Source organism: Cellulosimicrobium cellulans, assembly GCF_006539945.1.
GTDB classification, from domain to species: domain Bacteria; phylum Actinomycetota; class Actinomycetes; order Actinomycetales; family Cellulomonadaceae; genus Cellulosimicrobium; species Cellulosimicrobium cellulans.
The window spans coordinates 16,689-37,505 of sequence record NZ_BJNZ01000035.1 but is presented as its reverse complement, the minus strand read 5'-3'; the positions used below and the strand labels follow the sequence as shown (position 1 = coordinate 37,505).

Annotated in this window: 16 protein-coding genes; 4 read left to right on the top strand and 12 right to left on the bottom strand. The window is 74.2% G+C overall.

The features are described from left to right. Position 1: 1 nt before the first annotated feature. The 4 genes from CCE02nite_RS18720 to CCE02nite_RS18705 all read right to left on the bottom strand — a co-directional run bounded on the left by CCE02nite_RS18720 (position 2) and on the right by CCE02nite_RS18705 (position 4,450). On the bottom strand, positions 2–1,285 hold the full coding sequence (locus CCE02nite_RS18720) for a thiolase family protein (protein ID WP_141391108.1): 1,284 nt from the start codon (positions 1,283–1,285) through the stop codon (positions 2–4). A gap of 193 nt (positions 1,286–1,478) precedes the next feature. Beyond that, positions 1,479–2,522 carry a lipid II:glycine glycyltransferase FemX gene (locus CCE02nite_RS18715; RefSeq protein ID WP_255318975.1) on the bottom strand — a complete coding sequence of 348 codons (1,044 nt, stop codon included), beginning with the start codon at positions 2,520–2,522 and terminating at the stop codon, positions 1,479–1,481. A gap of 21 nt (positions 2,523–2,543) precedes the next feature. Beyond that, entirely contained in the window at positions 2,544–3,830 is a 1,287-nt protein-coding gene (locus CCE02nite_RS18710) for a ribonuclease D (RefSeq protein WP_141391107.1), read from the bottom strand. Next, positions 3,827–4,450, bottom strand: coding sequence for a DUF3000 domain-containing protein (locus CCE02nite_RS18705; RefSeq protein ID WP_255318974.1), 624 nt, complete (start codon positions 4,448–4,450; stop codon positions 3,827–3,829). Before CCE02nite_RS18705 ends, CCE02nite_RS18710 begins: the two co-directional genes overlap by 4 nt. A 261-nt stretch (positions 4,451–4,711) precedes the next feature. On the opposite strand from CCE02nite_RS18705, the gene gnd reads away from it, so the two are divergent. Both gnd and CCE02nite_RS18695 read left to right on the top strand, forming a co-directional pair. Beyond that, positions 4,712–6,148, top strand: a complete 1,437-nt coding sequence (gene gnd / locus CCE02nite_RS18700; RefSeq protein ID WP_141391106.1) for an NADP-dependent phosphogluconate dehydrogenase — start codon at positions 4,712–4,714, stop codon at positions 6,146–6,148. Positions 6,149–6,331: 183 nt separating this feature from the next. Next, positions 6,332–7,501: a DegT/DnrJ/EryC1/StrS family aminotransferase gene (locus CCE02nite_RS18695; protein ID WP_141391105.1), complete on the top strand. Its 1,170-nt coding sequence runs from the start codon at positions 6,332–6,334 to the stop codon at positions 7,499–7,501. A gap of 25 nt (positions 7,502–7,526) precedes the next feature. Here CCE02nite_RS18695 and CCE02nite_RS18690 read toward each other — a convergent pair whose 3' ends face one another. Both CCE02nite_RS18690 and CCE02nite_RS18685 read right to left on the bottom strand, forming a co-directional pair. Further along, positions 7,527–8,759 carry a carboxylate--amine ligase gene (locus CCE02nite_RS18690; RefSeq protein ID WP_141391104.1) on the bottom strand — a complete coding sequence of 411 codons (1,233 nt, stop codon included), beginning with the start codon at positions 8,757–8,759 and terminating at the stop codon, positions 7,527–7,529. 48 nt (positions 8,760–8,807) lie between these two features. Beyond that, complete coding sequence (locus CCE02nite_RS18685) at positions 8,808–9,488, bottom strand: HAD family hydrolase (RefSeq protein WP_371861940.1); 681 nt, start codon at positions 9,486–9,488, stop codon at positions 8,808–8,810. An 84-nt stretch (positions 9,489–9,572) separates the two neighbouring features. Here CCE02nite_RS18685 and cuyB point away from each other — a divergent pair, with 84 nt between their 5' ends. Beyond that, a complete protein-coding gene (cuyB, locus tag CCE02nite_RS20585; protein WP_371861939.1) occupies positions 9,573–10,313 on the top strand; it encodes a cysteate racemase in 741 nt (246 codons plus the stop codon). A gap of 45 nt (positions 10,314–10,358) precedes the next feature. Here the strand turns inward: cuyB and CCE02nite_RS18680 are convergent, their stop codons facing one another. Continuing rightward, positions 10,359–10,844, bottom strand: coding sequence for a putative universal stress family protein (locus CCE02nite_RS18680; RefSeq protein ID WP_141391102.1), 486 nt, complete (start codon positions 10,842–10,844; stop codon positions 10,359–10,361). A gap of 5 nt (positions 10,845–10,849) precedes the next feature. Beyond that, complete coding sequence (locus tag CCE02nite_RS18675) at positions 10,850–11,740, bottom strand: dihydrofolate reductase family protein (RefSeq protein WP_141391101.1); 891 nt, start codon at positions 11,738–11,740, stop codon at positions 10,850–10,852. 124 nt (positions 11,741–11,864) lie between these two features. On the opposite strand from CCE02nite_RS18675, the gene zapE reads away from it, so the two are divergent. Further along, positions 11,865–12,905 carry a cell division protein ZapE gene (zapE, locus tag CCE02nite_RS18670; RefSeq protein ID WP_218027160.1) on the top strand — a complete coding sequence of 347 codons (1,041 nt, stop codon included), beginning with the start codon at positions 11,865–11,867 and terminating at the stop codon, positions 12,903–12,905. Between the two features lie 31 nt (positions 12,906–12,936). Here the strand turns inward: zapE and CCE02nite_RS18665 are convergent, their stop codons facing one another. The 4 genes from CCE02nite_RS18665 to glgX all read right to left on the bottom strand — a co-directional run bounded on the left by CCE02nite_RS18665 (position 12,937) and on the right by glgX (position 20,640). Continuing rightward, a complete protein-coding gene (locus tag CCE02nite_RS18665) occupies positions 12,937–13,875 on the bottom strand; it encodes a PPK2 family polyphosphate kinase (protein ID WP_141391100.1) in 939 nt (312 codons plus the stop codon). A gap of 14 nt (positions 13,876–13,889) precedes the next feature. After that, the gene (gene treZ, locus CCE02nite_RS18660) at positions 13,890–15,728 is read right to left on the bottom strand and encodes a malto-oligosyltrehalose trehalohydrolase (protein ID WP_255318972.1); all 1,839 of its coding nucleotides are present in this window, start codon (positions 15,726–15,728) and stop codon (positions 13,890–13,892) included. Positions 15,729–15,796: 68 nt separating this feature from the next. Further along, positions 15,797–18,448, bottom strand: coding sequence for a malto-oligosyltrehalose synthase (treY, locus tag CCE02nite_RS18655; RefSeq protein ID WP_141391099.1), 2,652 nt, complete (start codon positions 18,446–18,448; stop codon positions 15,797–15,799). Next, positions 18,445–20,640 carry a glycogen debranching protein GlgX gene (glgX, locus tag CCE02nite_RS18650; protein WP_141391098.1) on the bottom strand — a complete coding sequence of 732 codons (2,196 nt, stop codon included), beginning with the start codon at positions 20,638–20,640 and terminating at the stop codon, positions 18,445–18,447. Before glgX ends, treY begins: the two co-directional genes overlap by 4 nt. Positions 20,641–20,817 lie beyond the last annotated feature (177 nt).

The following is a 20,817-nucleotide window of genomic DNA, read 5'->3' as shown; positions in this document are numbered from 1 at the left end:
GTCAGTTCTCCGCGGTCTCGAAGATGTGGCCGGAGTAGTCGGCGTGGTGCGGGTTCTCCCAGATCACGGTGCCGCCCATGCCGAGGCCGACGCACATGGTCGTCAGGCCGTAGCGCACCTCGGGGTGCTGCTCGAACTGGCGCGCGAGCTGCGTCATGAGGCGCACGCCCGACGACGCGAGCGGGTGGCCCATGGCGATGGCGCCCCCGTACTGGTTGACGCGCTCGTCGTCGTCCGCGATGCCGAAGTGGTCGAGGAACGCGAGCACCTGGACCGCGAACGCCTCGTTGATCTCGAACAGGCCGATGTCGTCGATCGTCAGGCCCGCGGACGCGAGCGCGCGCTCGGTCGCGGGGACCGGTCCGATGCCCATGACCTCGGGGTCGACGCCCGCGTACGCGTACGCGACGAGGCGCATGCGCGCCGGGAGCCCGAGCTCGTCGGCGACGTCGCCCGCGGCGAGCAGGCACGCCGTCGCGCCGTCGGTCAGCGGCGAGGCGTTGCCCGCGGTGACCTTCCCGCCGGGGCGGAACGGGGTCTTGAGGTCGCGGATCGAGTCGACCGTGGTGCCGGGGCGCGGCAGCTCGTCGGCCGTGGCCAGGCCCCACCCGAGCTCGGTCGACCGGGTCGCGACCGGCACGAGGTCGGGGGAGATGTCGCCGTTCGCGAGGGCCTTGGCGTACTTGGCCTGGCTCGCGACGGCGTACGCGTCGGCGCGCTCCTTGGTGAGGTGCGGGTACCGGTCGTGCAGGTTCTCCGCCGTCGCGCCCATGACGAGCGCGGACGAGTCGACGAGGCGCTCGGCGACGAACCGCGGGTTCGGGTCCGACCCCTCGCCCATCGGGTGATGGCCCATGTGCTCGACGCCGCCCGCGACCACGACGTCCTGCGCGCCCACGGCGACGTTCGCCGCGGTCGTCGTGACCGCGGTCATCGCGCCCGCGCACATGCGGTCGATCGCGAAGCCGGGGACCGACTTGGGGAGCCCGGCGAGGACGGCCACGCTGCGGCCGAGGGTGAGGCCCTGGTCGCCGGTCTGCGTGGTCGCGGCGAGCGCGAGCTCGTCGATCCTCTCGGCGGGCAGCTCGGGGCGGCGGCGCAGCAGCTCGCGGACCGTCTTCACGGCGAGGTCGTCCGCGCGGGTCTCGGCGTAGATCCCGTCGGGGCGCGCCTTGCCGAACGGGCTGCGCACGCCCTCGACGAAGACGACGTCGCGCACGGGGCGACGGCGCGCGGCCTGGGTGGGTGCCGAGGTGGGAGAGGGGGCCTCGTTGGCCACGGTCATGGCATCTCCATCCGATGCAGATGGTCGGGACGGCGGTGTCCGGGAGCGGCACCGCTCGGGGGTCGTACGTGCGATACACGCTACCGCGAGTATCGGTAAAGCACGAGACCGATGCTACGACATGAAGAGACCCGGTATCGCATCGGGCGATACCGGGTCTCTCGGGAGTGGTGGTGGACGGCGGCGAGCCCGGTCAGCGGCTCCCGCGGAGCTTGCGCACGACCTTCTTCGCGGTGGGCAGGCCCTTGTTCCACGCGGAGTACCACATCGAGAACGGCACGTCGACGCTGTGCACCAGCTCGTCGTCGTGCTGGGCGAAGCTGCGCTTGAACTCGCTGATCCCGTCGTTGAGCAGCCCGTTCATGTCGTACCGGACCAGCCCGGCCTGCTGCGCGAGCGTGATCGCGTGCCACTTGACCGGCGCGTTGGCGCGCAGCTTGCGACCCGCGTCGTTGATCCCGCCGTACAGCTCGAACGACGTCGTCGCCGACGAGACGCACCACACGAACGACACCGGCGCACCCTCGGAGAACGCGGCGACGAGCACGGAGTGCTCACCGAGCTCGCGGTGGATCGCGAGGTAGTACTCGTCGTCGTGCAGCGCGAAGCCCGCGCGCTCGGCGGTCTCGTGGTAGACGGCGAGCACCTGACGCACCTCGGCCTCGTCCGTCACGCGGCGCACCTCGAGCCCGGTGCGCGCCGCCTTGCGGATGTCGTACCGCGTCGACTTGCCCATGGCCTTCGTCAGCTCGTCCTCGGACTTCGTCAGGTCGAGGATCAGCGTGACCGGGTAGAGGATCGGGTTCGCCGCGGGGCGGGCGTCGGGCAGCGCGAGGTGCGTCCCGACCGGCCAGTCGGGCTCGATCGTGACGCCCACGCCGCCGACCGTCGACTTGCACCACGCGACGACCGCCCGGGTCACGGCGTCGCGCGTCGCGTCGTCGCCCACGCCCGGCCCGGCGCCCCAGCCGTCTCCCGCCGGCGCGATCACGGGCCCGCGCGGCACGTGGCACAGCGCCTTGAACTGGGCCGGGAGCGACCGCACGAGCACCTGCGCCAGGCCGCGGACGCGGCCGTCGGCGTCCACCGCCTCCACGCGGTGCGGGGTCCAGGCGCCCGTGGCCTTCACCTCGCCCCAGCCCCAGAGCTGGAGGGGGTGGCCGCCGAGCTCGTTGACCCGGGCGTCCCAGGTAGCGCGGTCGGTGACTGTCCGGATCGTCAGGTTCGCGTCGTGCACGCGGACGACCCTACCCGCTCGTTACGCCCTGCCGATGCTCGCGAACGCCTCCGCGAGGGGCTCGGCGACGAGCGCCACCTGCCAGTCGCGCGCACCGCGCCCGTGCAGGAACGCGGCGATCGCCGCCGCATCGAGCGGGTCCGGCGGCGTCCAGCACAGGCGCCGCAGCGCGTCGGGCTGGAGCACGTTCTCCACGGGGAGCGCGAACCGCTCCGAGATCCCCTGCACGACGCCGCGCGCCGCCTCCAGGCGGGCGGCGGCACCGGGGTCGCGGTCGGCCCACGCGCGCGGCGGCGGAGGAGCGTCGGTGCGCGGCCCGCGCGTGGTCGGGAGGGCGCTCGAGGGGAGAGCGAGCGCGGCGTCGATCGCGCGCTGCCAGTATGCGGCCCGGCGGCGTGTGCCCTTGCCCGCGAACGGGGGGAGCTCGACGAGCTGGCCGGCCGTGCGTGGCAGGGCCTCCGCGGCGGCGACGATCGCGCGGTCGGGCAGCACCCGGCCCGGCGCGATGTCGCGCGCTCGGGCCGTCGCGTCCCGGGCCTCCCACAGGCTCCGCACGACCGCCAGGCGGCGCGGGTCGCGCAGCGTGTGCGTGCCGGACGTGCGCCGCCACGGCTCGGGGCGCGGTGCGGGCGGTCCGGCGGTCCGCACCGCCTCGAACTCCTCGGCCGCCCAGCCGGCCTTGCCCGCCTCCTCGAGCCGCTCGCCGAGTGCCCGGCGGAGCGGGACGAGGACCTCGACGTCGAGCGCGGCGTACCGCAGCCAGTCGTCCGGGAGCGGCCGGGTCGACCAGTCGACGGCCGAGTGCTCCTTCGCGAGACCCAGGCCGAGCACGTCCGCGACGACGGCCGCGAGGCCGACGCGCTCCATGCCGAGCAGGCGTGCCGCGAGCTCGGTGTCGAACACGCTCGTCGGGACGAGGCCGTGCTCGGCGAGGCCCGGCAGGTCCTGCGACGCGGCGTGCAGCACCCACTCGGCGTCGCCGACCGCCTCGCGCAACGGCGACAGGTCGGGCACCGCGACCGGGTCGACGAGCGCCGTCCCCGCGCCCTCGCGTCGGACCTGGACGAGGTAGGTGCGCTGACCGTAGCGGTAGCCCGACGCACGCTCGGCGTCGGCGGCGACCGGGCCGCTCGCGGCGGCGAACGCGTCGACGACGCGGGCGAAGGCCGCCGGGGTGTCGACGACGCGGCCGAGCCCGTCGGACGGCTCGGTGAGCGGCGTGACGACGGGCCCGGGCACGTCGTCGGGCACCCCGCTCGCGGGGGTCGGGTCGAGCGGCGGGGGTGCTGGTGCTGCGGTCGAGCTCATGGGCCCACGGTATTGCGTCGGGCGGGAGGTCGAGCACCGAGCGGCGTCACGCCGTCGGGCAGGGGAGGCAGCCCGGCGGCCGTGCACAACAGCTGCGCCCACGCGGCGAGATGGTCACCGAGGTCCGCCGCACCGGCACTCCCCGCGGGCACCGGGGTCCACGACGCGCGCATCTCCAGCTCCACGTCGTTGTGCTTCCCGGCGAGCGCGCCGAAGCTCTGCGACAGGACGCGCGTCACCGTGCCGCCCTCCGCGCGCACCGCGGCGCCCGTGTCGTGGAGCGCGTCCTCGAGCCACGTCCACGCGACCTCGGCGAGCATCTCCTCCGACGCCATCTCCGGCTCGAGCGTGGCACGCACCATCGTCACCACACGGAAGGTGCCCTGCCACGCCTCCTGGCCGTCGGGGTCGTGGAGCACGATGAACCGGCCCGACGCGAGGTCGGGGTCCTCGGAGCGCGCGGCCTCCACCTCGCCCGTGAGCGCGACCGACCACGGCGCGATCCGGCGGGGGGCGGGGACCTCGCGCAGCGTCACCTCGGGTCGCAGCCGCCGCGCGCCGAGGGCGTCGAGGACGGCACGGAACTCCGGGGGAGCGTCGGTCCCGTGAGCGGTGATCACCCTCGGCACACTACGAGCCGACGGGACGAACCGGACGCACGCCGCGCGGGTGTCATCGAATCGTGATCCCGACTTCGTCAAGAACGCTTCCGGTGACCGGATCGTGGCCGCTCGGGAGCGGTGCGGCGCACGAGGACTAGGCTGGCCGGGTATCCATCACCGGTGCACCCGGCCGCGCTCCCGCCCGGCCCGGTCCGGTTCCGCGCCCTCCCCGCGCGGCCGTCGTGCGCCGGGACCGACCCTCGAGGAGCAGGGAAGCAGATGTCAGCACGCGCACAGATCGGTGTGACCGGACTCGCCGTCATGGGTCGCAACCTGGCCCGGAACTTCGCCCGGCACGGCTACACGGTCGCGGTGCACAACCGCTCGTACGCCAAGACCGAGTCCCTGATCGCCGAAGCGGGCAGCGAGGGCGACTTCGTCCCGTCGGAGTCGATGGCCGACTTCGTCGCGTCGCTCGAGCGCCCGCGCAAGGTCGTCATCATGGTCAAGGCCGGCGCGGCGACCGACGCCGTCATCGACGAGCTCGTGCCGCTGCTGGAGGAGGGCGACATCGTCGTCGACGCCGGCAACGCGCACTTCCCCGACACGATCCGCCGGGAGAAGGCGCTCGCGGCCCAGGGCCTGCACTTCGTGGGCACCGGCGTCTCGGGCGGCGAGGAGGGCGCGCTCAACGGCCCGTCGATCATGCCCGGAGGCACGCGCGAGTCCTACCAGAGCCTCGGCCCGATCCTCGAGGACATCTCGGCCAAGGTCGACGGCGTGCCGTGCTGCACCTACGTCGGGCCCGACGGCGCCGGCCACTTCGTCAAGATGGTGCACAACGGCATCGAGTACGCCGACATGCAACTCATCGCCGAGGCGTACGACCTGCTCAAGCAGGGGCTCGGCGCGTCCGCCGCGGAGATCGGGAAGATCTTCGAGGAGTGGAACACGGGCGACCTCGAGTCGTTCCTCATCGAGATCACCGCGGACGTGCTCCAGCACGTGGACGCGGAGACCGGCAAGGCGTTCGTCGACGTCGTGCTCGACCAGGCCGAGCAGAAGGGCACCGGCCGCTGGACGGTGCAGAACGGCCTCGACCTGGGCGTCCCGATCACCGGCATCGCCGAGGCGACGTTCGCCCGCGCGCTGTCGGGCTCGGTCCCGCAGCGCGAGGCGGGCCGCACGGCGCTGCCCGCCGACGCCGCGGCGTGGGACGTGCAGGACCGGGACGCGTTCGTCGAGGACGTGCGCCTCGCGCTCTACGCGTCCAAGGTCGTCGCGTACTCGCAGGGCTTCGACCAGATCGCGGCGGCGTCCGCCGAGTTCGGCTGGGACATCGACCGCGGGGCCATGGCGCGCATCTGGCGCGGCGGCTGCATCATCCGCGCGCGCTTCCTCAACCGCATCACCGAGGCGTACGAGCGCGACGCGCAGCTCCCGCTGCTCCTCGCCGACGAGTACTTCACCGGCGCGGTCGGCAACGGCCTCGCCGCGTGGCGTCGCGTCGTCGCGCAGGCCGCCCTCAACGGGGTGCCGACGCCCGCGTTCTCGTCGTCGCTCGCCTACTACGACGGCGTCCGGGCCGAGCGCCTGCCGGCGGCCCTCATCCAGGCGCAGCGCGACTTCTTCGGCGCGCACACCTACCGCCGCGTCGACAAGGCGGGCACGTTCCACACCGAGTGGTCGGGCGACCGGACCGAGTCCGACGCCTGACGGCGCACCACCGTTCTCCCCGACGGCGGTCGTCGCGCTCCGGCGCGGCGGCCGCCGTCGCACGTCCCCCCCGGTCGGGTCCGACGCCGTGCGCGGCCCGGGCCTGCCGGGTGACGTGGCAGGCTTGGCCCGGCGGGCCGCTGCGTCGGCCCCACACCCTGACGCCGGACGACACGGAGAACGATGAGCCGCCACCCGCAGGACGCGACCGCGACGAGGATGCTCGCCGACCGGACGGGCACCGACCCGGCCGACTGGTTCCTCGTCTTCAAGGCCCGCTACGGGATGGAGGTCGTGTTCCGGGCGCTCGCCGCGGCGCGCGGCGCGGGCGACGTGGTCACCCAGGTGTTCACGTGCTCGACGGCCGTCGACCCCGTCCTCGTCGCCGGGCTGCGGCCCGTCTACGCCGAGGTGTCCCCGGCGACGGTCGCGATCGACCCCGACCGGCTCGCGGTCGGGCCGGCCACGCGCGCCGTCGTGCTCCAGAACACGTTCGGCATCGTCGACGACGCGACCGCGCTCCGGCTGCGCGCCTCCGCGCGCTCCGTCGGCGCGCTGCTCGTCGAGGACAGCGCGCACTGCGTGACGCGCCTCGCGCGCGACGCCGACGGGTCGCCCGTCGCGGACGTGTCGTTCCACTCGTTCGGCGTCGAGAAGATGCTCCCCACGCGGTTCGGGGGCGCCGTCTGGGTGAACCCGGCGCTCGAGCCGGCGCTGCGCGCCGCGATCGTCTCCGCGCTCGACGCGCTGCCGGTCGTCGGAGCCCGGCTCGACCTCGCCGCGCGCAGCTTCCGCACCCAGGTCCGCGTGCTCAACCGCCTCCCCGGTGGCGCGGCGGGGAAGGTGCGCGGCGCGCTCACCGCCGTCGGGGCGTACGAGCCGGCGATCGCCCCCGTCGAGAACCGGGGCGGCCTCGCGCACCCGCCGCAACGGCCGTCGTCCTGGGTCACCGGCCGGATGGTCGACGCGCTGCGGTCGAGCGGCGACGTCGAGGCGCGCCGCGCCGACACGGTCGCGGAGTACGTGCGCGGGCTGTCCGACGTCGTCGAGGTGCCGGCGGGCATCGGCGAGCGCGCGCCGCTGGTCCGGTTCCCCTTCTTCGCTCCCGACGCGCCGACCGCCGACCGGCTCGTGCGGGAGCTGACGGCCGCCGGGTTCTACGTCGGCAAGTGGTACCGGCCCGCGCTGTTCCCCGGCCCGGACGACCCGGCCGCATACGGGTACGCGCCGGGGGACCCGGCGCTCGCGACGACCGAGGACCTCGTGGCGCGCGTCGTCAACCTGCCGACCACGGTCGGGGTCGCGACGGCGCGCCGGATCGTCGAGGCCGTGCGGTCCGCGCTGGGCGCCTGACTGCTCGGCGGAAGGGTTCCCGGGTTCACGCCGAGGGGCGCGAGCGCGCGAACTTCACGTAGTCGAGCGTGTGGCGCAGGTCGACGCGCCACACGTCGACCCGGCGGCGCAGGCTCATGTCGGGCGCGTAGCGCAGCGTGTGCCAGACCCCGTGCTTGCGGGCCTTCTTCACGCGGTGGCGCAGCGACACCGGCACGAGCGCTCGGACGACCGGGTAGGGCACGTTGACCCACAGCCGGGCCTCGGACGTGACCTGCTCGGGCAGCTCGCGCCCGTGCACCAGGTCCTCGACGTAGCAGCGCGCGAGGTTGCCGCCCGCGGCCATCGTGTAGAAGCTCGCCGCGCCCTGGCGCAGGTTGACCTCGAGGATCTTGCTCGTGCCGGTGCGGCGGTCGTACATGACGTCGAGGTTCGCGGCGCCCACGTAGCCGAGGCTGTCGAGCAGGTGCCGGATCGACTCGGTGAGCTTGTCGTCCTTCATCGTCACGACGGCGTTGTAGTTGCCCACGAGCTTCGGGTCGTACTCACCGAGCACGATCTGCGCGGCGGAAAGGAACCGCAGCCGGCCGTGCCGGTCGGAGTACGTGTTGACCACGCGCATGACCGACTCGTCGCCCGCGAGGTACTCCTGCACGATGAGGTCGTCGGTGTAGCCCGCGGAGTAGATGCGTCGCGCGACGTCGCGCAGCTCGGCCGCGTCGTGGACGAGGTAGACCTTCTTCTTGCCCTCGAACCGCAGGCGCGGGTAGGTGTCCGTGTCCGACGGCTTGAGGATGAGCGGGTAGGGGAACGGCAGGTCCTCCCCGAAGCCCGGGGCGTCGACGTGCGCCGCCGTGGCGATCACCGTCTCCGGGTGCGGCACGCCCAGCTCCGCGCACGTGCGGTAGAAGTCGGTCTTGTTCATGAGTCGCGCCGCCAGCTCCTGGCCGACGAGCGGGATGAGGTACAGGTCCTCGAGCTCGGCGCGGTGCGCGATCACGACGTTCGTGTAGAACTCGATGTTCGCGATGAGCAGGCGCTTGCGGCCCGGGAACTCCTCGGCCAGCTCCCGCAGGACCGCGACGATGCGCTCGGGGTCGTCGAAGTCGCGGTAGGTGCGGACGTCGACGATGCGGGAGTCCGCCGTCTCCCGCAGGGGGAAGCGGCCCAGGGCCAGCGTGCGGACGCCGTACGCCTCGTGCAACGACCTCGCGATGTTGTAGGTGTTGAGGTTGGTCCCCAGGACGATGGGGAGGAACTCGGCGTTGCCGTACGTCATCGCGGAGGGTCGTCCGTTTCTCTGTGTGGTCGGCGGGCGTCCGCCATCCTACGGGCCGGGTACGGACGCGCCCGGGCCGGCGCCCTCGCCCGCGACGTCCTCACGCGCGCGGTCCTGACCGACGACGACGCCGTGCCCGACCAGCACGCGCACGAGCTCGTCGTGGCCGCGCGAGACGTCCCAGTGGACGCCGACCATGCCGGCGGCTCGCGCCCCCTCGACGTTGCGCGCGGTGTCGTCGACGAAGAGCACCTCGCCCGGGTCCGCGCCGATCCGTCGCGCGGCCTCGAGGAAGAACCGCGGGTCCGGCTTGGCGAGGCCGAGCTCGCACGAGTACCAGCTCGTGTCGAACTCGGCGTCGTAGCCGAGCGCGTGACGCATGAACGGCACGCGCCGGCTCTCCTGGTTGGTGCCGAGGTGCACGCCGTAACCGCTCGCGCGGAGCGCCCGCACGAGGTCGAACGACGCGTCCACGACCTCGAGCGCGTCGAACCAGATCGCGCGGTACACGTCCTCCGCCGGCTCCGCCACGCCGAACCGCTCCAGACCCGCGGCGAGCACGGGGAGGTAGTCGCCCTCGCCCACGAGCATGGGCAGGTCCTCGCTCCACGTCTCGCGGACGAACTCGTGCGCGCGGTCGCCCAGGTAGCGCGCGACGGCCGCGTACCAGCCGTCGGGGATGTGCTGGAGCACGCCGTCGGCGTCGAACAGGACGTGGCGCACGGTCATGGCCGTCACCCTAGCGGCGGGGGTCGTCGGGCCGGGACCTGTGGCCGTGGCGATGGGCGGGGCGGGCCGCCGTAGGATCCACGGGTGACGTCGCGACCGGACCAGGACCACGCCCAGCCCCTCGTCGGAGTGCTCGGAGGTGTCGGGCCGCTCGCCACGGCGTACTTCCTCCAGCTCCTCGTCGAGCTCACGGAGGCGGGGCGCGACCAGGACCACGTGGACGCCGTCGTGCTCAACCACGCGACGATCCCCGACCGCACCGCGTTCATCCTCGGACGCTCGGACGCCGACCCCGGTCCGGTGCTCGCACGCGACGCGCAGCGGCTCGAGCGCTTCGGGGCGGACTTCCTCGTCATGCCGTGCAACACCGCGCACTACTTCACGCAGCAGGTGCTCGACGCGATCAGCGTCCCGTTCGTCTCCATCATCGACACGACGGTCGACGCGGCCCGCTCGCGGGTCGGCGACCTGCGTGCGGTAGGGCTGCTCGCGACGGCGGGCACCGCGGCCTCGGGCGTCTACCAGGAGGCGTTCGCGCGCCACGGCGTCGACGCGCTCGTCCCGGACGACGCCGACCAGGCCCTCGTGTCGCAGATCATCTACGAGCAGGTCAAGGCCGGGCGGCCCGTCGACATCGAGACGTTCCGCGCCGTCGCGGGCCGGCTCGTCGAGCGGGGTGCCCAGGTGATCGTGCTGGGCTGCACGGAGCTGTCGGTCGTCGCCGTCGACCACGACCTGCTCGCCGACCCGCTCTACCTCGACTCGACCGACCAGCTCGCGCGCGCGACCATCCGCCGCGCGGGGCACCGCGTCCGCGGGGAGTGACCGCGTCCTGCTCGGAGGAACGGACCCCGGGGCCGCGGTGAGGCGTCAGCCGAGCTCGCTGGTGCCCGAGTACAGGTGCAGCACGGGGACGTGGAGCTCCTCGCGAGCGCGGGACGCCCAGTCGGTGTGGAACGTGTCCTCGACCGCGTGCGGGTACGTCACGACGACGATCTCGCGCGCACCCCCGGCCGCCACGGCCGTGCGCAGCGCCGGCAGCGGGTCGTCGTCGACGACGACCCCGTCCGCCTCACGGCCCGCCGCGCGCAGCTCGGCCACGCTGCGCTCGAGCTGCTCGCTCGCCTCCGCCTTGGCCGTGGCGGGCGAGGGCTCGCGGCCGAGGACCTCGTCCCACGCCTCCTTGAGCTCGCCGACGCTCAGGTGGTCGATGATCCCGGAGATCACGTTGCGCTCGGTGTCCGCGGGCACGAGGACCCGGTAGGCGAGCTGTTCGTCCTGGTGCAGCGACAGGATGTGCTGCACGTCGGCCGGGTTGAGCGTGTCTTCGGTCAGGACGAGGATCGTGTCGGTCACGCGCGTCAGCCTAGCGGGAGGAGCCAGCGCGCGGCGGTCGTACCGGCGGGGGAGCCCGGCCGGTCCTCGGGGCTGTGCAGCAGGTGGGCGAGGCGCGCGCCCCGGGGCGGGAGCGCCCTCGTGCCGGACGGCACCGCCCCGGCGACGATGCGGCCGGGACCGCGCCCGACGACGGTCGGGGTCGTGGTGACGCACAGCTCGTCGACGAGGTCCGCCGCGAGCAGGTCGCCCAGGAGGGTCGGCCCGCCCTCGGTGAGCACGCGGGACAGGCCGCGGTCGGCGAGCGCGGCGAGCCCCGCGGCGAGGTCGACGGCGGTGCCCGGTTCGCGCTCGTCCCGCGCGCCCGTGGCGTCGTGCCCGACGACGAGCACCCGATCAGCGGGCACGTCGCCCCTCGCCGTGGCGGCCCCGCCGGGCCCGGTGAGCACGTACGGCGGGCGGTCACCGCGCGCCAGCGCCTCGGGCACACGACCCGTCCGGGTCACGATCGCGAGCTCCAGGGGGGCGTCGTGCAGGTGCCGCAGGCCGCGCGGCCGGTCGAGCGCGGTGTAGCCCTCGGCGCGGGCGGTCCCCGCGCCGACGAGCACGACGTCGGCGAGCGCGCGCAGGACCCGGAAGACCCGCCAGTCCGCGTCGTCGTTGATGGACCCCGAGCGGTGGTCCGGGCCCCACGCCGCGCCGTCGACGCTCGCGACCATGTTGGCGCGCACCACGTGGGCGGCCCGCGACGGCGGCCCGTACGCGTAGAGGGCCGCGAGGCGCTCCTCGCGCGGGTCGGGGGGCAGGTGCTCCGCGGCGGGCAGGAGCACGTCGAGCGAGGGGAGGTTCGTGCGTCCTGCCGGTCGCTCGGCGGTCGCCGCGGCGGGTTCGTCGGAGGGTGCCGTGGTGGAGGTCACAGCGGCCAGGCTAGCCGCAGGCGTAGGCTGGATCCTCGTGACTGCGCCCGTCGCCGGAGGCGCCTCGGCCCCGGCAGCCCTCCCCGGCACCGCCCGCGCGTCGGCCTCCGACGCGACTCCCGCCGTGCCCGGACGTGCGCGCGCCCTCGCCGACGTCCGCCCGTCCGTCCCGCCCGCGCGACTCCTGGCCGACCTCCTGCCGCCGCGACACTTCGCCGACGCCCGCTTCTCGACCTACCGCGCGAACCCCGCGTACCCGAGCCAGGCGCGCACCGTCGCGCGGCTCGAGGAGGTCGCGGTCGCCGTCGCGAAGCCCGCCCGCAAGGGGTTGTTCGGCGGCCGGAAGAGGAGCGCGCCCGCGGTGTACATGGACGGCGGGTTCGGCGTCGGCAAGACCCACCTCCTCACGTCCCTCGCGCACGCCGTGGGCCTCGACGCGAGCGCCTACGGCACGTTCGTCGAGTACACGAACCTCGTGGGCGCGCTCGGCTTTCAGGCCACCGTGGAGGCGCTCGCCACGAAGCAGCTCGTGTGCATCGACGAGTTCGAGCTCGACGACCCGGGCGACACCGTGCTCATGTCGCGCCTCCTGCGCGAGCTCGCCGACCGCGGCGTCGCGCTCGCGGCGACGTCGAACACGCTTCCCGAGGCGCTCGGCGAGGGCCGCTTCGCCGCCGAGGACTTCCTGCGCGAGATCCAGGCGCTCGCGGCCCGGTTCGAGGTCCTGCGCGTCGACGGCGAGGACTACCGCCACCGCGCGGTCGTCACCGACTCCGCCCCGCTCCCCGAGGACGCCGTGCGGGACGCCGTCGCCGGCCGGCCCGGTGCCACGCTGGACGCGTTCGACGACCTGCTCGGGCACCTCTCCCAGGTGCACCCGAGCCGCTACCGCGCGCTGCTCGACGGCGTCGAGGTCGTCGCGCTCACCGGCGTGCACACCGTGACCGAGCAGTCCGCCGCGCTGCGCCTCGTCGTCCTCGTCGACCGTCTCTACGACCGCGACGTGCCGGTGCTGCTCGCCGGGTCGGGCGACTACGCGGGTGAGCGGAGCCTGTTCACGGAGGAGATGCTGCGCGGCGGGTACCGCAAGAAGTACTACCGCGCGCTCTCCCGCCTCGGCGCGCTCGCCGAGGACGGTCGCGCGGTCGCGCGCGCGTCGGCCTGACGCCGGGCACGAGCGAGCACGGTCCCGCTGCTCACGTCGCGGCGAGGCGCTTCTTCTCGACCTCGATGTCGACGTCGGCCGGGGGCCAGCCGAGGTCGAGGCGGCGCAGCGCGTCGAGCAGCAGCTCGCTCACCGCGAGGCGCGCGAACCATTTCCGGTCGGCCGGGACGACGTGCCAGGGCGCGGTCTCGGTGCTCGTCCGGTCGAGGACGGCCTGGTAGGCCTCCTGGTACGCAGGCCACTTCTGGCGCGAGTCGACGTCGTTCGGGTTGTACTTCCAGAACTTGTCCGGTCGCTCGAGGCGCTCCATGAGCCGCGCGCGCTGCTCCTCGTAGGACACGAGCAGCGCGACCTTGACGATCGTCGTCCCGGACGCGACGACCTTCTCCTCGAAGCGGTTGATCTCGTCGTACCGCTTCTCGAGCACCTCGGGAGGGGCGAGCGCGTCCACGCGCCCGACGAGCACGTCCTCGTAGTGCGAGCGGTCGAAGACGCCGATGTACCCGGGCTCCGGCAGGGCGCGGCGGATGCGCCACAGGTAGTGGTGCTTGCGCTCCTCGGGCGTCGGGACGCCGAACGAGCGGTGCGCGACGCCCTGCGGGTCGACGAGGCCGACGACGTGCCGCACGATGCCGCCCTTGCCCGCGGTGTCCATGCCCTGGAGCACGAGCAGCACCGAGCGCGAGCCGCCCGACCGGCCCTCGGCGAACAGGCGCTCCTGCAGCTCGGAGAGCTCGTCCGCGTGCCGCGCGACGAGCGCCTGGCCGGCCGCCTTGTCGCCCGCGAAGCCCGGGGTCGAGCCACGGTCGAACGCCGCGAGGTCGAACCCGGTGCGCACGCGCAGCGACTCGGTCGGGGCGACCTCCCAGTCGGCGTCGAGCGTCGCCGACGCGGAGCCGGAGCCGGAGCCGGAGCCGGACGCCGAGCCCTTGCCGTGCTTCTTCTTCGACCTCTTCTTCGTCGTCGACATGGGCGTGAGCGTAGTCACACCCAGGCCAGGACGGCGACCGAACGCGCGGGGAGGTCGACGCCGCGCCGGTGCACGCTCGTCGCCGGGTCCCACGTGGCGAGCACGCGCGGCGTCCCGCCGAGCGCGAGGCGGAGCCGCCGGGGCGCGTCACCGAGGTTCACCGCAACTGCGACCGTCCCGCGGTCCACGACGAACGCCGGCCCGCCGTGCGGCGCCGACGCCGTCGCCGGCTCCTCGCCCGAGGCGTCGTCCTCCACGCCCCCGGGTCCGTGGACGCGCACGCGCGACAGGTCGCCCGAGCGGACGTCGGGCCGCGACCGCAGCGCGACCAGCGTGCGGTACCAGGCGAGCAGCCGCGCGTGCTCGCCCCGGCCGCGCTCGTCCCAGTCGAGGACGCTCGCGTCGCGGGTCTCCGGGGCCTGCGGGTCGGGGACGGGCGCCCCGTCGGTCCACCCGTGGTCGGCGAACTCGGCGGCCCGGCCGCGCCGGACCGCCTCGGCGAGCTCCGGCTCGGCGTGGTCGGTGAAGAACTGCCACGGCGTGGACGCGCCCCACTCCTCGCCCATGAAGAGCAGCGGCGTGAACGGGGAGACCAGCACGAGCGCGGCGGCCGCGGCGAGCCCGCCGCCGTCGAGCGTGGCGGACGTCCGGTCCCCGAACGCGCGGTTGCCGACCTGGTCGTGGTTCTGCGCGCTCACGACGAACGCGTGCCCGTCGGTCCCCGCGGGCACCGGGTGGCCCCACGTGCGGCCGCGGAAGGTGGAGAACGTGCCGTCGTGCACGAACACGCCCGTGAGCGCCTTGCGGAGCACGGCGACCGAGCCGAAGTCGACGTAGTAGCCCTGCCGCTCGCCCGTGAGGAGCGCGTGCACGGCGTGGTGGACGTCGTCGGCCCACTGGGCGCGCATGCCGCGCCCGCCCTGCTCGACGCCCGTGACCGTGGCCGGGTCGTTCTCGTCCGACTCCGCCACGAGGGTGAGCGGCCGCCCGAGCTCCTGCTCGACCCGGTCCACCCGCCGTGCGAGCTCGGCCAGCAGGTGCGTGGGGGACTCGTCCACGAGCGCGTGCACGGCGTCGAGGCGCAGCGCGTCGACGTGGAACTCGACGAACCAGCGCTCGGCGTTGTCGATCACCCACTCGCGCACCTCCCGGCTGCCCGGGCGGTCGAGGTTCACCGCCGAGCCCCAGGGGGTCTCGTGCGCGTCGGTGAAGTACGGGCCGAACTCCGGCAGGTAGTTCCCCGACGGGCCGAGGTGGTTGTAGACGACGTCGAGCACGACCGCGAGCCCGCGCCCGTGCGCGGCGTCCACGAACCGCTGGAGCGCACGCGGGCCGCCGTAGGGCTCGTGCACCGCGTACAGGTGCACGCCGTCGTAGCCCCAGCCGCGCTCGCCGCCGAACGCCGCGACGGGGAGCAGCTCGACCGCGCCGACGCCCAGCTCGACGAGGTGGTCGAGCCGGTCGATCGCGGCGTCGAGCGTGCCCTGCGGCGTGAACGTGCCGACGTGGAGCTCGTAGAGGACCTCGCCCCGCACGTCCCGGCCCGCCCACGCGTCGTCGGTCCACGCGAACGCCGCGTCGAACGTGCGGCTCGGACCGTGCACGCCGTAGGGCTGCCACGGGCTGCGGGGATCGGGCCGGCCCGGTCCGCCGTCGACGGCGTACCCGTAGTCCGTGCCCCACGGCAGCTCGTGGTCGTAGCCCCACCAGCCGGGCACGTGCGCACCGACGAGGCGGAGCGGGCGCCGCTCGGCGCCGGCGAACGTCCCGGAGCCGGGCTCGGGGAGCAGCAGCTCCACGCTGCGCGCCGTCGGCGCCCAGACGACCGGACGCGGCCCGGGCACGGAGAGCACGGGTGTCGACCGCGGCGGGGGGACACGGGGCGAGGCGGCACCGGTCGCGGGGCTCGACGGCTCGGTCGTCACGGCACGCTCCCGGCGGGCTCGCCGCTCACGTCCGTGCTGCCGATGCCGGCGCTCGCCGCGCCGACCCGGTCGACGAGGAGCGCGACCGGGAGGTCGGCGAGCAGGTCGGCCACGCGCACCGTGCCGGACGGGTGCTCCCGCCCCGTGAGCACGTCGACCCAGGCCCCGGTGCCCTCGGGGAGCGCGACGACGTGGTCGCGCCACCCGCCGAGCCGGTCGACGGTGCCCGCGAGCCGCGTCGCGACGGTCACGACGCGCGCGACGGGCGCGGCGTCCACGTCGTCCGTGTGCTCGCCGCCCGGCGTCGTGCGCGCGAACGCGAGCGCGCACGGCGTCGACGACGCGACGGGGGCGTACCCCGCGCCGTCACCCACGAACGCGTCGGCGAGGGTGCGGCGCAGCCGCAGCGCGCGCGTCGTGACGAGCAGCTTCTCGTCCGCGAGCGTGCGCGCCGGCGCCCCGCCGTCGAGCCGCGCGAGCCGCTCGGTCAGCGCGTCGACGTCGACCGGTCGGCGGTTGTCGGGGTCCACGAGGGTGGGCGCGTAGGACTCGGCGCCCTGGTAGACGTCGGCGACCCCGGGTGCCGTGAGCCGCACGAGCGTGATCCCGAGGCTCGCGGCGCGCAGCTCCTCGCGGTGCTCGCGCGCCCACCGGGCGAACGCCCCGGTGACGACCGGGTCGGCGAGCGCGCGCCGCGCGAGCTCGGCGACGGCCTCCTCGTACGCCTCGTCGGGGCTCGTCCACGACGTCGCGACCTTCGCCTCGCGCAGCGCCTTGCGCAGGTAGTCGACGAGCCGGTCGGGCGCGATCGCGGCGTCCGACGTGCCTGCGGGCGCGTCGTCCGGCGCGACCACGTCGGGGAGCCAGGTCCCGGCGACGGTCTGCCACAGGAGGTTCTCGGCGAGACCGTCCACGAGCGCTCCGCGGTACGGGGCGGTCGCGGCGCGAACCTCTTCCACGAGGTGCGACCACCCGCCCGCGTCCTCGGACAGCACCCCGAGCGCCGCCCGCGTGTCCTCGCCGCGCTTCGTGTCGTGCGTCGACCCCGCCGTGAGGGCGTGCGGGGTGAGCGCGGCGAACCGCTGCGCGAACGCGTGCCAGTCGTGCACGCCGATGCTGAACCGGTCCGGCTCGCCCCCGACCTCGCACAGGCTCACGAGCTCGGTCCACCGGTAGAACGCGGTGTCCTCCACGCCCTTCGCCGTCACCGCGCCGCACACCTGCTGGAACCGCACGACGAGCTCGTCGCGGCGTGCCTCGCGGCGCCGGCCGGCGCTGCCGACCTCTCGGCCCAGCACGAGGTCGACCACGACGTCGAGCGTCTCCGCGCGCTGCGGGTCGAGCCGTGCCCGCGCACGCTCGGCCGCCTCCTCGACGGCCCGGACCGCCTCGTGCCGCGGCGGCGTGCCCGGGACGACGTAGGCCCGGTAGCGGTCGAACGCGACGAGCAGCTCGCGCAGGCACTGGTGCAGGCCGCGCCACGTGTGGTCGCGCAGGCGGGGGTCGTCGTGGCAGACGGCGGCCGCGAGGTCCGTGAGCCGGTGCACCTCCGCGTAGAGCGGCCCGGCGACGACCTCGCGCTTCGCCTCCTCGACGAGCGCGCCGAGACCTCCTGGTGCCGCGCCCGTGAGGCGCGTCATCACCGCGTCGAGGCCCGACCGGCCGCCCGGGTCGACGAAGAGCTGCTGGAGCCGCCACGCGACGTCGTAGCCGGTCGTCCCGACCGTCGCCCAGTCCGGGGGCACCTGCTCCTCGCCCGCGAGGATCTTCTCCACCACGACCCACGCGCCGTCCGTGCGGTCCGCGAGGCGCTGCAGGTACTGTGCCGGGTCCGCGAGGCCGTCCGGGTGGTCGATGCGCAGCCCGTCGACCGTGCCGTCCGTGACGAGGCCGAGCACGAGCGCGTGCGTCGCGTCGAACACCTCCTCGTCCTCGACCCGGACGGCGACGAGCGACCCGACGTCGAAGAAGCGCCGGTAGTTGAGCTCCTCGTCTCCCACGCGCCAGTACGCGAGACGGTAGTGCTGGCGCTCGACCAGCTCGGTGAGCGGCAGGTCCTCCGTGCCCGGCCGCACGGGAAAGACGTGGTCGTAGTACCGGAGCACGCGCCGGGGTTCGGGCGATCCGGGGATCTCGACCTCGTCGACCGTGATCTCGCCCGCCGCGAGCACGTCGCCCAGGCGCGCGCCGAGGACCGGCATGAGCACCGCGCCCTCGCCCCCGGACCAGTCGACGTCGAACCACCGGGCGTAGGGCGAGTCGGCACCGTCCTCCAGCACCGACCAGAGCGCGCGGTTGTGCCACGCGGGGGTCGGGACCGCCATGTGGTTCGGCACGACGTCGAGCACGATGCCCAGGCCCGCCGCACGGGCGCTCGCGGCCAGGCGGTCGAGCCCTTCGCGACCGCCGAGCTCGTCGCTGACGCGTGCGTGGTCGACGACGTCGTACCCGTGCGTCGAGCCGGGGGCGGCCTGGAGCACGGGGGAGAGGTAGAGGTGCGTGACGCCGAGCGACGCGACGTAGGGCACCTGGCGCGCGGCGTCGTCGAACGTCAGGTCGGGGCCGAGCTGGAGCCGGTACGTCGAGACCGGCACGCGGGGCGGCGCGCCGTGCCCGCCGCCCGCGCCGTCTTCGAGGGCCGCCGTCATCGCAGCGGCGGGCGGGTCAGGACGATGACGCTGCGGCCCGTCACGGAGACCGTGTCGCCCGGGTGCAGGGAGTCGCCGACGTCCACCGTGCCGTCGGTATCCAGGACGACGTCCCAGCCCTCCCCGTACGCCGCGGGCGGCACGGTGAACTCGAGCGGGTCGGAGTGCGCGTTGAGCAGCAGGAGGAACGAGTCGTCGACGATCGGCTCGCCGCGCCGGTCCTGCTCGGGGATCGCGTCGCCGTTGAGGAACACCATGACGGTGCGCGCGTACGCGTGGTCCCAGTCCTGCTGGTCCATGCGCGACCCGGTGATGTCGAGCCACTCGATGTCGGGCAGCTCGTCGTCGGCCGTCCCGGAGCCGCCGCGGCCCAGGAAGAAGCGGCGCCGGTGCAGCACCGGGTGGTCGCGGCGCAGCCACACCACGCGGCGGGCGAAGTCGAGGAGCGCGGCCCGCTCGTCGTCGAGGCCGTCCTCGCCGCCCCAGTCCATCCAGGTGATCTCGTTGTCCTGGCAGTAGCCGTTGTTGTTGCCGCCCTGCGTGCGCGCGATCTCGTCGCCGTGCGCGAGCATCGGCACGCCCTGGGAGAGCAGCAGCGTCGCGAGGAAGTTGCGGCGCTGGCGGGCGCGGAGCGCGCGCACCTCGGGGTCGTCCGTCGGTCCCTCGACCCCGCAGTTCCACGACCGGTTGTGGCTCTCGCCGTCGTTGTTGCCCTCGCCGTTGGCCTCGTTGTGCTTCTCGTCGTAGGAGACGAGGTCGTTCAGCGTGAAGCCGTCGTGCGCCGTGACGAAGTTGATCGACGCGATGGGCTTGCGACCGCCGTGCTCGTAGAGGTCGGACGAGCCCGTGAGCCGGCTCGCGAGCTCGGGCAGGGTCGAGGGCTCGCCGCGCCAGAAGTCGCGCACGGTGTCCCGGTACTGCCCGTTCCACTCGGTCCACAGCGGCGGGAAGCCGCCCACCTGGTAGCCGCCGTCGCCGAGGTCCCACGGCTCGGCGATGAGCTTGACCTGGGAGATCACCGGGTCCTGCTGGACGATGTCGAAGAACGCCGAGAGGCGGTCGACCTCGTGGAACTGCCGCGCCAGGGTCGCCGCGAGGTCGAAGCGGAACCCGTCGACGTGCATCTCGGTCACCCAGTAGCGCAGCGAGTCCATGATGAGCTGGAGCACGTGCGGCGAGCGCATGAGCAGCGAGTTGCCCGTGCCCGTCGTGTCGAAGTAGTGCGCCTCGTCGCCGTCGACCAGCCGGTAGTAGGCCTTGTTGTCGATGCCGCGGAAGCTCAGCGTCGGGCCGAGGTGGTTGCCCTCGGCCGTGTGGTTGTAGACGACGTCGAGGATGACCTCGATGCCGGCCTCGTGCAGCGCCTTGACCATGGTCTTGAACTCCATGACCTGCTGCCCGCGCGACCCGTACGCCGCGTAGCCGTTGTGGGGCGCGAAGAACCCGATGGTGTTGTAGCCCCAGTAGTTCGACAGCCCTTTCTCGACGAGCGTGGGGTCGTTGACGAACTGGTGCACCGGCATGAGCTCGACCGCGGTGACTCCCAGCGTCACGAGGTGCTCGATCACGGCGGGGTGGGCCATCCCGGCGTACGTGCCGCGCAGCTCGTCGGGCACGTCCGGGTGGAGCATCGTCATGCCCTTGACGTGCGCCTCGTAGATGACGCTGTCGTGGTAGTCCCGGTTCGGCGGGCGGTCGTGGCCCCAGTCGAAGAACGGGTTGATGACGACCGAGACCATCGTGTGCCCGGCGGAGTCGTCGTCGTTGAGCGGGGGAGCGGTCGCGGGCGCGTCCTCGGGGTCCTCGCCTTCCCCGGCCTCGTCCGCGGGCACCGCGTCGCCGCCGTCGGCGAAGCGGTAGGAGAACAGGGACTCGTCGCCGTCCACCCGGCCCTCGATCGCCTTCGCGTACGGGTCCAGGAGCAGCTTCGCCGGGTTGCACCGGTGACCGTTCGCCGGGTCGTAGGGCCCGTGCACGCGGTAGCCGTAGCGCGTCCCGGGGCCCTTCCCGGGGAGGTAGACGTGCCAGACGTGCGCGTCCACCTCCTCGAGGTCGACGCGCGTCTCGGTGCCGTCGTCGCCGAGGAGGCAGAGCTCGACGCGCTCCGCGACCTCGGAGAACAGGGCGAAGTTCGTCCCCGTCCCGTCGTAGGTGGCGCCCAACGGGTAGGGGTGGCCTGGCCAGGTCTGCATGCCCCTGAGGATTCCACGCACCCGGGTCGATGTCGTCGCAGGAGCCGTCCGACCCCGAGTGACGACGGACACGTCGCTGAAATAGTGTGCCAAGCGCGTGTGACATCCGGTGTGCGGCACGCACCTGTCTCACCGCCGCCGGCCCGGACCGCGCCGCGCCGCGGACGGTCGTGCATG

What these genes read in the sequence shown, in the direction of transcription:
- CCE02nite_RS18720 (WP_141391108.1), bottom strand. Translation starts at nt 1,285, where the DNA reads ATGACCGTGGCCAACGAGGCCCCCTCTCCCACCTCGGCACCCACCCAG.
- CCE02nite_RS18710 (WP_141391107.1), bottom strand. Translation starts at nt 3,830, where the DNA reads ATGAGCTCGACCGCAGCACCAGCACCCCCGCCGCTCGACCCGACCCCC.
- gnd (WP_141391106.1), top strand. Translation starts at nt 4,712, where the DNA reads ATGTCAGCACGCGCACAGATCGGTGTGACCGGACTCGCCGTCATGGGT.
- CCE02nite_RS18695 (WP_141391105.1), top strand. Translation starts at nt 6,332, where the DNA reads ATGAGCCGCCACCCGCAGGACGCGACCGCGACGAGGATGCTCGCCGAC.
- CCE02nite_RS18690 (WP_141391104.1), bottom strand. Translation starts at nt 8,759, where the DNA reads ATGACGTACGGCAACGCCGAGTTCCTCCCCATCGTCCTGGGGACCAAC.
- CCE02nite_RS18685 (WP_371861940.1), bottom strand. Translation starts at nt 9,488, where the DNA reads ATGACCGTGCGCCACGTCCTGTTCGACGCCGACGGCGTGCTCCAGCAC.
- CCE02nite_RS18665 (WP_141391100.1), bottom strand. Translation starts at nt 13,875, where the DNA reads ATGTCGACGACGAAGAAGAGGTCGAAGAAGAAGCACGGCAAGGGCTCG.
- treY (WP_141391099.1), bottom strand. Translation starts at nt 18,448, where the DNA reads ATGACGGCGGCCCTCGAAGACGGCGCGGGCGGCGGGCACGGCGCGCCG.
- glgX (WP_141391098.1), bottom strand. Translation starts at nt 20,640, where the DNA reads ATGCAGACCTGGCCAGGCCACCCCTACCCGTTGGGCGCCACCTACGAC.